At 63.2% G+C, this 13,499-nt stretch carries 15 protein-coding genes; 13 read left to right on the top strand and 2 right to left on the bottom strand.

Features of this window, described 5'->3' with window-relative positions; translation table 11 throughout:
* The first annotated feature begins 3 nt into the window (after nucleotides 1-3).
* From urtC to zigA, 12 genes are all read left to right on the top strand, one after another.
* Complete coding sequence (gene urtC, locus CLAM6_RS11290) at nucleotides 4-1,173, top strand: urea ABC transporter permease subunit UrtC (protein WP_153636147.1); 1,170 nt, start codon at nucleotides 4-6, stop codon at nucleotides 1,171-1,173.
* The gene (urtD, locus tag CLAM6_RS11285; RefSeq protein ID WP_153636146.1) at nucleotides 1,170-1,997 is read left to right on the top strand and encodes an urea ABC transporter ATP-binding protein UrtD; all 828 of its coding nucleotides are present in this window, start codon (nucleotides 1,170-1,172) and stop codon (nucleotides 1,995-1,997) included. The genes urtC and urtD overlap by 4 nt, the downstream gene beginning before the upstream one ends.
* 47 nt (nucleotides 1,998-2,044) lie before the next feature.
* The gene (gene urtE / locus CLAM6_RS11280) at nucleotides 2,045-2,767 is read left to right on the top strand and encodes an urea ABC transporter ATP-binding subunit UrtE (RefSeq protein ID WP_153636918.1); all 723 of its coding nucleotides are present in this window, start codon (nucleotides 2,045-2,047) and stop codon (nucleotides 2,765-2,767) included.
* A gap of 11 nt (nucleotides 2,768-2,778) precedes the next feature.
* The gene (locus CLAM6_RS11275) at nucleotides 2,779-3,702 is read left to right on the top strand and encodes an urease accessory protein UreD (protein WP_441303495.1); all 924 of its coding nucleotides are present in this window, start codon (nucleotides 2,779-2,781) and stop codon (nucleotides 3,700-3,702) included.
* Between the two features lie 41 nt (nucleotides 3,703-3,743).
* Nucleotides 3,744-4,046, top strand: a complete 303-nt coding sequence (gene ureA, locus CLAM6_RS11270) for an urease subunit gamma (RefSeq protein ID WP_024952521.1) — start codon at nucleotides 3,744-3,746, stop codon at nucleotides 4,044-4,046.
* Nucleotides 4,047-4,057: 11 nt separating this feature from the next.
* The gene (locus CLAM6_RS17845; protein WP_077375537.1) at nucleotides 4,058-4,387 is read left to right on the top strand and encodes an urease subunit beta; all 330 of its coding nucleotides are present in this window, start codon (nucleotides 4,058-4,060) and stop codon (nucleotides 4,385-4,387) included.
* A gap of 102 nt (nucleotides 4,388-4,489) precedes the next feature.
* Nucleotides 4,490-6,193 carry an urease subunit alpha gene (ureC, locus tag CLAM6_RS11260; protein ID WP_153636144.1) on the top strand — a complete coding sequence of 568 codons (1,704 nt, stop codon included), beginning with the start codon at nucleotides 4,490-4,492 and terminating at the stop codon, nucleotides 6,191-6,193.
* A gap of 48 nt (nucleotides 6,194-6,241) precedes the next feature.
* On the top strand, nucleotides 6,242-6,862 hold the full coding sequence (gene ureE / locus CLAM6_RS11255) for an urease accessory protein UreE (RefSeq protein ID WP_153636143.1): 621 nt from the start codon (nucleotides 6,242-6,244) through the stop codon (nucleotides 6,860-6,862).
* Nucleotides 6,852-7,553, top strand: coding sequence for an urease accessory protein UreF (locus tag CLAM6_RS11250; RefSeq protein ID WP_153636142.1), 702 nt, complete (start codon nucleotides 6,852-6,854; stop codon nucleotides 7,551-7,553). Before ureE ends, CLAM6_RS11250 begins: the two co-directional genes overlap by 11 nt.
* Before the next feature lie 81 nt (nucleotides 7,554-7,634).
* On the top strand, nucleotides 7,635-8,273 hold the full coding sequence (gene ureG, locus CLAM6_RS11245) for an urease accessory protein UreG (RefSeq protein WP_153636141.1): 639 nt from the start codon (nucleotides 7,635-7,637) through the stop codon (nucleotides 8,271-8,273).
* A 104-nt stretch (nucleotides 8,274-8,377) separates the two neighbouring features.
* The gene (locus CLAM6_RS11240; RefSeq protein ID WP_153636140.1) at nucleotides 8,378-8,962 is read left to right on the top strand and encodes a HupE/UreJ family protein; all 585 of its coding nucleotides are present in this window, start codon (nucleotides 8,378-8,380) and stop codon (nucleotides 8,960-8,962) included.
* A 314-nt stretch (nucleotides 8,963-9,276) separates the two neighbouring features.
* The gene (zigA, locus tag CLAM6_RS11235) at nucleotides 9,277-10,521 is read left to right on the top strand and encodes a zinc metallochaperone GTPase ZigA (protein WP_153636139.1); all 1,245 of its coding nucleotides are present in this window, start codon (nucleotides 9,277-9,279) and stop codon (nucleotides 10,519-10,521) included.
* Nucleotides 10,522-10,675: 154 nt separating this feature from the next.
* Here zigA and CLAM6_RS11230 read toward each other — a convergent pair whose 3' ends face one another.
* Together CLAM6_RS11230 and CLAM6_RS11225 are read right to left on the bottom strand one after the other, a co-directional pair.
* On the bottom strand, nucleotides 10,676-11,518 hold the full coding sequence (locus CLAM6_RS11230; protein WP_242007659.1) for a metal ABC transporter permease: 843 nt from the start codon (nucleotides 11,516-11,518) through the stop codon (nucleotides 10,676-10,678).
* Nucleotides 11,518-12,306 (bottom strand): metal ABC transporter ATP-binding protein, encoded by a 789-nt coding sequence (locus tag CLAM6_RS11225; protein ID WP_153636138.1) that lies wholly within the window; start codon nucleotides 12,304-12,306, stop codon nucleotides 11,518-11,520. Before CLAM6_RS11225 ends, CLAM6_RS11230 begins: the two co-directional genes overlap by 1 nt.
* 126 nt (nucleotides 12,307-12,432) lie before the next feature.
* Here CLAM6_RS11225 and CLAM6_RS11220 point away from each other — a divergent pair, with 126 nt between their 5' ends.
* The gene (locus CLAM6_RS11220; RefSeq protein ID WP_153636137.1) at nucleotides 12,433-13,485 is read left to right on the top strand and encodes a zinc ABC transporter substrate-binding protein; all 1,053 of its coding nucleotides are present in this window, start codon (nucleotides 12,433-12,435) and stop codon (nucleotides 13,483-13,485) included.
* Nucleotides 13,486-13,499: the final 14 nt, after the last annotated feature.

Below are 13,499 nucleotides of genomic sequence, written 5' to 3'. Positions count from 1 at the left end.
TCCATGCCTGATTCACGTTCCTGGCTGGCGCGCCCCTTCACGGAGCGCTCCACCCAGATATTCCTCGCGGTGCTGACGCTGTCGGTGCTCGCCATCACGCTGCTGCATCTGCTGCTGCCCGAGGGGCATCCGCTGCATGTCAGCACCTTCACCGTCACCCTGCTTGGCAAGTACCTGTGCTATGCGTTGCTGGCGGTCGCGGTGGATCTCGTCTGGGGCTACCTGGGCATTCTCAGCCTGGGCCATGGCGCCTCCTTCGCGCTGGGCGGTTACGCCATGGGCATGTACCTGATGCGCGAGATCGGTGACCGCGGCGTCTATGGCAATCCGGAGCTGCCGGACTTCATGGTCTTCCTCAACTGGCAGGAGCTGCCGTGGTTCTGGCAGGGCTTCGACATGCCGGCCTTCGCCTTCCTGATGGTGCTGTTGGCGCCGGGGCTGCTGGCGCTGGTGTTCGGCTTCCTGGCCTTCCGCTCCCGCGTCACCGGCGTCTATCTCTCGATCATCACCCAGGCGCTGACCTTCGCCTTGATGCTGGCGTTCTTCCGCAACGAGATGGGCTTCGGTGGCAACAACGGCCTGACCGACTTCAAGGACATTCTCGGCTTCGATCTGCGTACGGATGCGGTGCGTATCGCGCTGTTCATCGCCAGTGGTGTGGCACTGGGGCTCGGCTATCTGCTGTGTCGCGGCATCGTCGGTTCCAAGCTGGGGCGTTTGAGCATCGCCTGTCGTGACGCCGAGGCGCGCACGCGCTTTCTGGGTTATCGCGTCGAACGTGTCCAGCTGTTCATCTTCGTGGTCTCGGCGATGCTGGCCGGGGTCGCGGGGGCGCTGTACGTGCCGCAGGTCGGCATCATCAATCCCGGCGAGTTCTCGCCGCTGTTCTCCATCGAGGTGGTGGTGTGGGTGGCGCTCGGTGGCCGCGCGACGCTCTACGGCGCCGTGCTGGGCGCGCTGATCGTCAATTACGCCAAGACGGTGTTCACCGGCATCATGCCGGACGCCTGGCTGTTCGCTCTCGGCGGACTGTTCGTGCTGGTCACTGTGCTGTTGCCCAAGGGCATCGCCGGACTCTTCGCCCAGCGTGGCTGGGGCAGACGCTCGCAGTCGTCCGCGGACAAGACCGAATCGGCATCCGGTTCCCGTTCCATCGAGGAGGCCACCGCATGAGCCTGTTGAAAGAAATGGCCACGCGTGACCGCGTGTTCGACTTCCTGACCCCGCGCATCTCGCCGGTGGATGTGACCCACGGGCCGATCCTCTATCTGGAGGATGTCAGTGTCAGCTTCGATGGCTTCAAGGCGATCAATGATCTCAACCTGACCATCGATGATGGTGAGCTGCGCTGCATTATCGGCCCGAACGGCGCGGGCAAGACCACGATGATGGACATCATCACCGGCAAGACGCGCCCCGACAGTGGCTCGGTATGGTTCGGCAGCCGCCACGATCTGCTGCACATGAGTGAGCCCGAGATCGCCACTCTGGGCATCGGTCGCAAGTTCCAGAAGCCCACCGTCTTCGAGGCGCTCAGCGTGTTCGAGAATCTCGAACTCGCGATGGCTACCGACAAGCGCATCTTCCCGACCCTGACCGCGCGCATGACCGGCGAGACTCGGGATCGGATCGAGGAAGTGCTGCAGACGATCCACCTCAAGGAATGGCATGCCCGCGAGGCGGGCATCCTGTCCCACGGCCAGAAGCAGTGGCTGGAGATTGGCATGCTGTTGATGCAGAAACCACGTCTGCTACTGGTCGATGAGCCGGTGGCCGGCATGACCGAGCAGGAGATGGAGCGCACCGCGGAGCTGCTGACCAGCCTGGCGGGACGCCAGTCGGTGGTGGTGGTCGAGCACGACATGGGCTTCGTGCGCTCCATCGCGCGCAAGGTCACGGTGTTGCATCAGGGCGCGGTATTGGCGGAAGGCAGCATGGATGCGGTATCGAGCGACCCGAAAGTCGTCGAAGTCTACCTGGGAGAGAGTGACGGATGACGCAAGCGCTGAACACTAAGGCACCGATGCCGAGCGGCGAGTCGCCGCTGCTGACCATCGACACGCTCAACCAGCTCTATGGGGAAAGCCACACGCTGTGGGACCTGACGCTGGAGATTCCCGTTGGGCAATGCACCTGCGTGATGGGCCGCAACGGCGTCGGCAAGACCACGCTGATGAAATGCATCATGGGCGAGGAGAGCGTCCGTGACGGTAAGCTCCTTTACCGTGCCGATGGCGATGCCAGCAGCAACGAGCCGCTTGATCTGACGCGGCGCAAACTCGAGGAGCGCGCGCGGCTGGGGGTCGGCTATGTCCCCCAGGGGCGGCAGATCTTTCCGATGATGACGGTGGAAGAGAATCTGCGCACCGGGCTTGCCGTGCGCCGGGACGGCCTGCGCCAGATTCCCGAGCGCATCTATGAGCTGTTCCCCGTGCTCAAGGAGATGCGTCATCGCCGCGGAGGTGACCTGTCTGGCGGCCAGCAGCAACAGCTCGCCATCGGCCGCGCGCTGGTGATCGAACCGCGCCTGCTGATTCTCGATGAGCCCGGTGAGGGCATCCAGCCCAATATCGTCGCCCAGATCGGCGAGGTCATCCGTCGCCTGATCAAGGAAGACGGCCTGACGGTGCTGCTGGTCGAGCAGAAGCTGCCCTTCGCGCGCAAGTACGCCGATCGCTTCGTGATCATGGATCGCGGCCGCCGGGTAGCCGAAGGCGATATCGCGGCGCTGTCCGATGAACTAATCAAGCAGCACCTGACCGTATGACGATCCGGTGCGTGATTCCCGCTGACGGCGTGACGGATGCCGCGCGCAGTGAGGCCAATGCCTCCGGCCATCGCTTCGATGATCAGCGCCAGTGGCAGGCCGCGCTGGCGCTGCGTTTCGAGGCTGACTCCCGAGACACCAGTGATAGCGGGCGCGCCATCACCCGCCTGACGCGTAGATGCCATCATGGCCCGCTGCGCGTGCAGCGCCCTTTCTATCCGGAAGGCCGCCACGGCTGCTGCCATGTCTATCTGCTGCACCCTCCCGGCGGGCTGGTCAGTGGTGATGCGCTGCATATCACGGCAGAGGTCGAGGAAGGCGCGCAGGTGCTGTTGACCACGCCGGCGGCGGCCAAGCTCTACAAGGCGGATCGCAACGGCGTGGCCTGGGGCCAGCATACGCATCTCAAGGTCGCCAACGGCGCCACTCTGGAATGGCTGCCTCAGGAGACGCTGGCCTTCAATGGCTCGCGCGGCGAGCAGACCACCACCCTCGAGCTTGAGGGCAATGCCCGTTGTCTGGGTTGGGAGGTGCTGGCACTCGGCCGCCCCGTCGGTGAGCTGCCCTTCGTCAGTGGCCATCTGGAGCAACGCTTCCGCCTGACGCGTGACGGCAAGCCAGTGTGGATCGAGCGCCAGTCGCTGGACCCTCTGCATGCGCGCTTCATGGGGCGCTGGGGGCAGGGCGGCTGCAGTGTCCAGACCACGCTGTGGGCGGTAGGGCTTGCAGATGAGGCGGCGGCCATCGAGGCCCTGCGCGAGGCGATGCCTGCCTCTCTACTATGGGCGGTGACACGCCGCGAGGGCGTGCTGCTGCTGCGCTATCTGGGCCATGAACGCAACGAGGCCTGGGTGCTGTGCCAGCAGGCATGGCAGATCTTACGCCCGCTGATGACGGGGCTTGAGGCACAGGTGCCACGTATCTGGCTGACCTGACCTCGAAAGCCCCACGCAATGACAACCACAAGAGCCACGACATGGAACTGACGCCAAGAGACAAGGACAAGCTGTTGCTGTTTACCGCAGCGCTGCTGGCCGAGCGCCGCAAGGCCAAGGGCCTCAAGCTCAACTATCCGGAATCCATCGCGTTGATCAGCGCCGAGATTCTGGAAGGCGCACGCGAAGGGTTGAGTGTGGCTGAGCTGATGGGGCGCGGGGCAGAGGTGCTGACCCGTGATGACGTGATGGAAGGCATCGCCGAGATGATTCCCGAGGTGCAGGTCGAGGCGACCTTCCCGGATGGCACCAAGCTGGTGACCGTTCACAACCCCATCGTGTGAGGTGAGCAATGATGATTCCCGGTGAATATCAGGTGGCGGATGGCGAGATCTCTCTCTGCGAGGACCGCCTGCGCACCACGCTCTCGGTCGGCAATAGCGGCGACCGACCGATCCAGATCGGCTCGCACTATCACTTTGCCGAGGCCAATCCGGCGCTGGTGTTCGATCGCGAGGCCGCCCTCGGACAGCGCCTGGACATCGCCGCCGGCACGGCGATTCGCTTCGAACCGGGGCAGACGCGTGACGTCACGCTGATTCCCTTCGCCGGCAGTCGTCATATCTATGGCTTCCGCGGCGAGGTGATGGGACAGCTCAAGGATGACGGCAGTGTCGAGCGCTGAGCGAGTGACAACCTTTCCGTCAAGGCGTCAGGCAATGGCACCGACAGGCATTTACCTTGGAGCTCATTCAGAGACTGCGGCTCAGGGATCAAGAGGCAACCCATGAAGATAACGCGACAGGCCTATGCCGACATGTACGGCCCGACCACAGGTGACCGCGTACGTCTGGGCGACACGGCACTGTGGATCGAAGTGGAAAAGGACTTCACCCACTATGGAGAAGAGGTGAAGTTCGGCGGTGGCAAGGTGATTCGCGATGGCATGGGCCAGAGTCAGTGCGCTGATGAGAGCGTGATGGATACCGTGATCACCAATGCGCTGATTCTGGACTGGTGGGGCATCGTCAAGGCAGATGTCGGTCTTAAGGCTGGGCGCATCGCGGCCATCGGCAAGGCCGGCAATCCCGACACTCAGCCTGACGTGGATATCGTGATCGGCCCGAGCACCGAGATCATCGCCGGCGAGGGCAAGATCCTCACCGCTGGCGGTGTCGATCCGCATATCCACTTCATCTGCCCCCAGCAGGTGGAAGAGGCGCTGATGAGCGGCATCACCACCATGCTGGGCGGTGGGACGGGGCCGGCCACCGGCACCAATGCCACCACCTGTACGCCGGGGCCTTGGCATATCGGCAAGATGCTGCAGGCGGTGGACAGCCTGCCGATGAACATCGGCTTTCTCGGCAAGGGCAATGCCTCGCTGCCACAGGGACTAGAGCAGCAGATTGAGGCTGGGGTGATCGGCCTCAAGCTTCATGAGGACTGGGGCACGTCGCCGGCCTCCATCGACAACTGTCTCACGGTGGCAGACGCCTATGACGTGCAGGTGGCGATCCATACCGACACCCTGAATGAATCAGGCTTCGTCGAGGATACGTTGGCGGCCTTCAAGGACCGTTGCATCCACACCTTTCACACCGAAGGCGCCGGTGGCGGCCATGCGCCGGACATCATCACCGCCTGTTCGCGGCCCAATGTGCTGCCGTCCTCCACCAACCCGACGCGTCCCTACACCGTCAACACGGTGGATGAGCATCTCGACATGCTGATGGTCTGCCACCACCTGGACCCGAGCATCCCCGAGGATGTGGCCTTCGCCGATTCGCGCATTCGCCGCGAGACCATCGCCGCCGAGGACATCCTGCATGACCTGGGTGTCATCTCGATGATGTCCTCGGATTCCCAGGCGATGGGCCGTGTGGGCGAGGTGATCTGCCGCACCTGGCAGACCGCGCACAAGATGCGCGAGCAGCGCGGCCTGCTGGCGGAGGATGCCGAACGCGGCACCGACAACTTCCGCGCCCGCCGCTATATCGCCAAGTACACCATCAACTCGGCCATCACTCACGGCATCGCCCATGAGGTCGGCTCCATCGAGGTCGGCAAGCTGGCGGATCTGGTGCTGTGGTCACCGGCGTTCTTCGGCGTCAAACCGGCCTGCATTCTCAAGGGTGGCATGATCGCCGCCGCCCCGATGGGCGACCCGAATGCCTCGATTCCCACGCCGCAGCCAGTGCATTACCGCCCGATGTTCGGCGCCTTCGGCAAGGCAGCCAGCGCCACGCGCCTGACCTTCGTCTCCCAGGCGGCACTCAAGGCCGGTGTCGGCGAGGCCCTCGGACTCGACAGCCCTTTGTCCGCCTGTCGCGACGTACGCCAGGTGCGCAAGCGTGACATGAAACTCAATGATGCCTGCCCGGAGCTCAAGGTCGACCCTGAAACCTACGAAGTCTTCGCCGACGGTGAGCTTCTGACCTGTGAGCCTGCCACCGAGCTACCCCTGGCCCAGCGCTATCACCTGTTCTGAGGGCCTGTTTCAAGAGCCTGTTCTGATTCCCTATTCGAGATTGACGCCATGATGGAACTGATACATCGCCTGCCAGACGCCAGTGGATCAGGCGACCCAGCGAGCGCTCACACCGAGGCGGAGCCTCTGGATACCTTGACTCTGCCGCTGGAGCTGCGCATCCGCGGGCGCTTGCGTGCCACCACGGACGGCGGGCGCGAGGTCGGCCTGTTTCTGGATCGCGGACCGGTGCTGCGTGACGGCGATCGGCTGGCCTCGCGCGAGGGCAAGGTGATCCGCATCCGCGCCGCGGATGAGGCGGTAGTGACTGCCCACATCGCCGCCGGGCGTCCGATGGCGGCGCTCTGCTATCACCTGGGCAATCGCCATGTGCAGCTGGCGATCGGCATGCATATGCCTGACGCTGATGCTGAAGCAAAGGGCGAAACCGGCTGGGTGCGCTTCCCGCCGGACCACGTGCTGGAAGCGCTGGCCGAGCGCCTTGGCGCGACCCTCACCCATCACGAGGCGCCCTTTGATCCTGAGCCGGGTGCCTATGCCCAGGCGGGGCAAGCGCATTCCCATGCTCACGGCCATGACCATAGCCACGATCATGGTCAGTCACATGACCATGAGCACAGCCACGGTCATTCTCACAGCCACTCTCATGAGCACACGCATGAGCACTGATGCCATGGCGGGCCTGCCGGCTCAGGAGGACCTGGCACTGCTGGGGCTCCTGCAGCTGGTGAGTCCGGCCTTGCCCATCGGCGCCTTTGCTTGGTCCCAGGGGCTGGAGAGTGCCTTTGAACTGGGGTGGGTCACTCAGGAGCAGGAGCTTGGCGAGTGGATCGACGGCGTGCTGGAAGACGGGCTCGGCCGTTGCGAACTGCCAATGTTGGTGCGTCTGCAGCAAGCATGGGCCGAAGAGGATGCGGCGGCGCTCAACGAGTGGGATGGCTGGCTCAAAGCGACACGCGAAACCGCTGAACTCAGCGATGAGGACGCGCGTCTCGGGGCGGCGCTGCTACGTCTGCTCAGAAGCCTCGAACTTGAACCGCCAGCGACGCTGATGCCCGAGACTCCGGGCTACGTCACGATGTTTGCCTGGGTGGCGCACCAGCGTGGGGTGCCACTGCGCCAGACCTTGATCGGCTTCGCCTGGGCTTGGCTGGAAAACCAGCTGGCGGTGGCCTGCAAGGCCATGCCGCTGGGGCATACCGCCGCGCAGCGCCTGACCGAGCAACTGCGTCTCCGCGTGGTGGAGGTCGTCGCACAGGCGCTTGAGCGCCTGGATGCTGAACTTGGCCCGATACTGCCGGGGCTGGCACTCGCCTCCGCACAGCACGAAACACAATATTCCCGTCTGTTCAGGAGTTAAGCGAACGCCGCCTGTCCTGAGGCGGCGGTGCCTGAACCGACCGACACGAACGCCTGATATCTCACGAGAAAGGAAGCTGTCATGAAGCATTGTCTACGCGTAGGAGTGGGTGGGCCGGTAGGCTCCGGCAAGACGGCGCTGTTGCGTCAGCTGTGTCTGGCCCTGCGCGATCACTACAACATCGGGGTGGTCACCAATGACATCTACACCCGCGAAGATGCCGATTTCCTGCTGCGCCATGAAGCGCTGGACGCGGACCGTATCCTCGGGGTCGAGACCGGCGGCTGCCCGCATACCGCGATCCGTGAAGACGCCTCGATGAATCTGGCTGCCATCGATGACCTCCAGGCGCGTCATCCGGACATGGAGCTGGTGCTGGTGGAATCCGGCGGTGACAACCTGTCCGCGACCTTCAGCCCCGAACTTTCCGACCTCACCCTCTATGTGATCGACGTCTCGGCAGGCGACAAGATTCCGCGCAAGGGCGGGCCGGGCATCACCAAGTCGGACCTTCTGATCATCAACAAGATCGACATCGCCGAGCAGGTGCATGCCTCGCTTGAGGTGATGGACCGTGACTCGCGCAAGATGCGCGGCGAGCGGCCCTTCGTGTTCGCCAACCTGTACGACGGCGTCGGCCTGGAAGAGATCATCACCTTCATTCTGGATCGCGGCATGCTGCCGGAGCGTCGCCCACAAAAACTGGCGGCACAGGCCTGACGGCGCAGCGTTTTCTGCCGCTTGCTCAGGATCCATTGTCACCCGGTAGTCGACGCACGACGGGGATCGGGTGAAATCATCATCATCTTGTTCAGGAATGACACATGAAGCGTTCTCACTCCGCACTGCTGGCCACCTCACTGTTGCTGGTGGCGACCTCGGCCTCCGCACATCCGGGCCATGATGCCCAGGGACTGATGGCCGGTTTGGCGCATCCCTTCACCGGGCTGGATCACCTGCTGGCCATGCTGGCCATCGGCATCTGGAGCGCGCGTCAGTCGCGGATCTTGACGCATTGCACGCCGCTGCTGATGGCCATCGGCATGCTGGCGGGGGCCGGTATTGCGCTTCTCAGCGGTGGACAGGCGCTGCATGCGCTGATCGCTGAGCAGGGCATCCTGCTCTCGGTGCTGGTGTCCGGTGCGCTGGTGGCATTGCTGCTGCGTCTGCCGACCCTGGCAGGTGCCGTCATGGTGGCCGGCTTCATGGCCTTCCACGGCTTCGCCCACGCGCTGGAAATGCCGGCAGCTGGCAGTGCCATGGCTTACATGGCGGGCTTCGTGGCCGCGACACTGGTCCTGGCGTTGCTGGGCCGTGTAGTGGGGCAGCGCCTGATGAGCGTGCCCACTATCGCGTCTCGTCTGGTGGGCGGGGCAGTGATGGCCTCTGCCGTGTTGATGGCGGTCTGATCGTCACCTGACATTCCTTGCGACGAGAAACGCACTGCTGATTGCAACACTCTACGCCCCGCCGGCTTGCCAGCGGGGCGTCTTCTTTTTCTCTGATGCTGATGAGACAAGGGGATAGGGCGGTTCATCAGAAAAAGGCTGACGAATAATTATGTTATAACGTATCATTTGTCGCATCTGATGATTGAGAAGCCAGAGGTCACCCACGTCCAGGCACTCACCTGACCCTGACCCTGAGCCTGACCCTGCGCCGGCAAGGATGCCGTCATGCGCGCACGACGTGGCAATGACCCAATCCATTGAGGTAGAGCCTGATGACTTCCCCCCGAATATCTCCATCGAACTCCCTGCCACAGCCCCTGCCAGTGACCGTGCTGTCCGGTTTTCTGGGCGCCGGCAAGACGACACTGTTGAATCATATTCTGGCCAACCGTGAAGGGCGGCGAGTCGCGGTGATCGTCAATGACATGAGCGAGGTCAACATCGACGCCGCCATGGTGCGTGGCGCACCCGGCACAGGCGGCGAGGTGGCGCTCAATCGCGCCGAGGAGCAGCTGGTGGAGATGAGCAATGGCTGCATCTGCTGCACGTTGCGCGAGGACCTGCTCATCGAGGTGCGCCGGCTGGCCGAGGAAGGCCGCTTCGACTGTCTGGTAATCGAATCCACCGGCATTTCCGAGCCACTACCGGTGGCGGAGACCTTTACCTTTGAAGGTGAGGATGGTCAGTGCCTCTCGGATGTCGCGCGCCTCGATACCATGGTTACGGTCGTGGATGGCGCCAACTTCCTCACCCAGTATCGCGAGGCGCAGTCTCTGGCGGAAGCGGGGGAAAGCCTTGGTGAAGACGATGAACGCAATGTCGCCGACCTGCTCGTCGATCAGATCGAGTTCTGTGATGTGCTGTTGATCAGCAAGACGGACCTGCTCGATGCCTCGCAGCTGGACGAGCTGAGCGCAGTACTGCACTCGCTCAACCCGGAGGCCGAGATTCTGCCCATGACGCAGGGCGCCGTGCCACTGGAGAAGGTGCTGGATACCGCCCGCTTCAGCTTCGATCGCGCGCAGCAGGCGCCGGGCTGGTTGAAGGAGATGCGCGGCGAGCACGTGCCGGAGACCGAGGAGTACGGCATCTCGAGCTTCTCTTACCATGCCCGTGTGCCGTTCCATCCCGAAAAATTCCACCAGTTGCTCCACGGAGACTGGTTCGGCGGCAAGCTGCTGCGCTCCAAGGGCTTTTTCTGGCTGGCCACGCGGCCGCAGTTCGCGGGTCAGTGGAATCAGGCCGGTGGCATCGCGCACTACGGGTTCGGGGGCATGTTCTGGAGGGCAGTGCCGGAGGTTGAATGGCCAGAAGACCCCGAGTACCTGGCGTCGATCTGGGAAAAGTGGCAGGAGCCGTTCGGCGACATGCGACAGGAGCTCGTCTTCATCGTTCAGAATTTGGATGAGGTGCGCATCCGCAAGGCGCTGGATGAGTGTCTGCTCGATGACGCCACGCTGCTGGCGGGCAAGGAAGCCTGGCGTGACTTGCCGGACCCGTTCCCCGCCTGGGAGTGAGTGACGGCGCCTGAGACCCTGATCTGCTGACATTCGCCAGGACACCCCGCTGATCCGCGATCAGTGGGGTGTCTTCATTGGTGGCGCGTCTATTGCGCTCCTGATCGGCTTCGCACTGAACGACCGTCGTGCTGATCAAGGCGAGAGGAGGCTGTCACTTGCCACGAGCAGGCGCTTCGCTGCTGGCCTGAGAAACGAGGCGTGAGATGCGTGCCGCGACAGTGCTCAGGGCAAACAGCAGGGTGGCGAGGCACACGATGGTCGGGCCGGTGGGGGTATCCAGCCAGTAGGCCGCCTGCAGGCCGCCGGTGCTGGAAATCCCGCCGATGATGGCTGCGGTGATCGCCATGAGTTCGGGCGTATGGCAAAAGCGACGCGCGGTGGCCGCCGGAATGATCAGCAGTGCGGTGATCAGAAGCGCACCGACCACCTTGAGGGCGACCGCGACTACCACGGCCAGCGACAGTGTCAGCACCAGCTGCTCGCGTCGTGGGTTGATGCCGCTGGCTCGCGCCAGGTCCTCGTTGAGCGTGGCGGTGAGCAATGCTGACCAGCGCCAGCGTATGAGGCCGATGACCAGCAGGCCCCCTGAGGTGATGATGGCAAGATCCATCTTGTTCACTGCCAGAATGTCACCGAACAGATAGGCCATCAGGTCGATGCGTACGCCTGGCAGGAAGGATACGGCCACCAGGCCGAAGGCGAGAGCGGAGTGCGCCATGACGCCAAGCAGGGTGTCCATGGCATAGCCGCGCCCACTGAGCAGGGTCACCAGTGTCGCCATGATCAGCGAGACGGCGAGCACGCCGACCAGAATCGAGGTGGACATCAATAGCGACAGGGCTACGCCGAGAATCGCGGCATGGGCCGTGGCATCGCCGAAATAGGCCATGCGTCGCCAGACGACGAAACAGCCCAAGGGTGCTGCTGCAAGCGCGACGGCAATACCCGCCAGTGCGGCGCGGACCATGAAATCGTCCATGAAAGCGTCGAGCATCAGTGCAGTCTCTCTGAAACGGGAGTCGTGGAAGTACGTGGCGGGACGCTGTCATCCAGCGGCGGTGCCGAGTGGCTGTGGTGATGGCTGTGTCGATGGTCATGGCGGTAGAAGACGAGGGCATCGGCGGTGTCGAGTCCGAACAGATCCTGGTAGGCCGATGAGGCCATGACACGCTCGGGCGTGCCCTGGCAGCAGACGTGCCCATGCAGACAGACGACGCGGTCCGAGGCGCGCATCACCACATGCAGCTCGTGACTGACCATCAGGACTCCGCAATCGAGGGTGTGACGGACACGGTCGATCTGACGGTAGAAGTCCGCGATGCCTCGGTGATCCAGTCCCTGAGTCGCCTCATCCAGCAGCAGGAGATCAGGGGAGTCCAGCAGTGCGCGCGCCAGCAGAACGCGCTGGAACTGGCCGCCGGAGAGGCTGGCGATCTGCTGCACCTCGGCGCCGGGGATCCCGGCCTGAAGGAGAGCGTGGGCCACGGCATCCAGCGAATGCCGATGTGGCAGGTTGAGAAAGCGCTCCACCGTCATCGGCAGTGTCGGGTCAAGGCTCAGGCGTTGGGGAACATAGCCGATCTTGAGTCCGGGCTGTCGCGTTATCTGGCCACGCGAAGGGGTGATGGCCCCGATGATGCTGCGAAGCAGCGTGGATTTTCCCGATCCATTCGGTCCTACCAGGGTAACGATTTCGCCGCGCTCCACCTGCAGGTCGACCGCTTCGAGGATGCGATGCCTGCCAAGCGTGACACAGAGATTCTTGATCGATAACAGCGACATGGAGACCTCTTGGCGCTGAAGAGTTGACGGGGAAGTGACTATTAATGTTATGTTATAACATATTGTGGCTGGTCATTGCAGCCTTCGATCTTCCTTCCGCGATATCGACTCTATTGGAGAACCGACATGCGTCATCGGTTTTTGCCTTGTCTCTCTCTGCCCCTGATGTTGGCACCTGCCGTAGCAGTGGCCGAGGTGCCCTCGGTCGCGGTGGACATTCCTCCCGTGCATTCATTGGTCTCGCGCGTCATGGGAGAGCTGGGCAGTCCCGACCTTGTCATTCAGCCGGGCGCGTCTCCGCACGGCTATTCCATGCGGACCTCCGAAGCCAGATCACTGGCTGACGCGGATATCGTGTTCTTCGTCAGTGATGACCTGACGCCCTGGCTTGCCAAGGCACGTACGTCGCTGGCGGCGGATGCCGATGCCGTCGAGCTGATGGAAGTGCCCGGTACCCTCCATCTGAACTATCGCGAGGGCGCCACCTTCGAAGCGCACCATCATGATGACGAGATGTTTTTTGAGCATGATGAAGCGCATGGCGATCACGATGTGCATCACGGTGGTGATCATGACGAGCACGGTGACCATGACGAGCATCATGATGGCGGTCACGAAGTCCATGCGGAGCACGACGAGCACCATGAGCATGCCCACGATGGCATGAATCCGCATGGCTGGCTGGACCCGATGAATGCGCATCTCTGGTTGGCGGCGATTGCTGAATCGCTGGCAGCGCAGGACCCGGAGCACGCGGCCACCTATCGCAGCAATGCCCAGGCCGGGCAGCAGGAGCTCGAGGCGATGACGGACGCATTGTCAGCACGTCTGGCGCAGGTGCAGGGCACTCGTTACATCGTCTTCCATGATGCCTACCAGTACTTCGAGCACCGCTTCGATGCTCCGGCCTCCGGTGCCATCTCGCTGGGAGATGCCTCCACGCCCAGCCCGGCTCGCATCAAGGAGATCCAGGCGCGCGTGGCGCGGGACAACATCCAGTGCGTCTTCCGTGAGCCACAGTACAACCCGGCGTTGATCGAGAGTGTCTTCGAAGGCACCGGCGTCAAGACCTCCATCGTCTTCGAGCCGCTGGGTGTCGGGCTGGAACTGGGCGAGACACTCTATCCGCAGCTGATCGAGCGCCTGGGGCAGGGCATCCTGCAGTGTGCTGACGCCTGAGCGATCACGTGACA

This window comes from Cobetia sp. AM6, from assembly GCF_009617955.1.
GTDB lineage: Bacteria > Pseudomonadota > Gammaproteobacteria > Pseudomonadales > Halomonadaceae > Cobetia > Cobetia amphilecti.
This window is presented reverse-complemented; position numbering and strand designations above follow the sequence as displayed.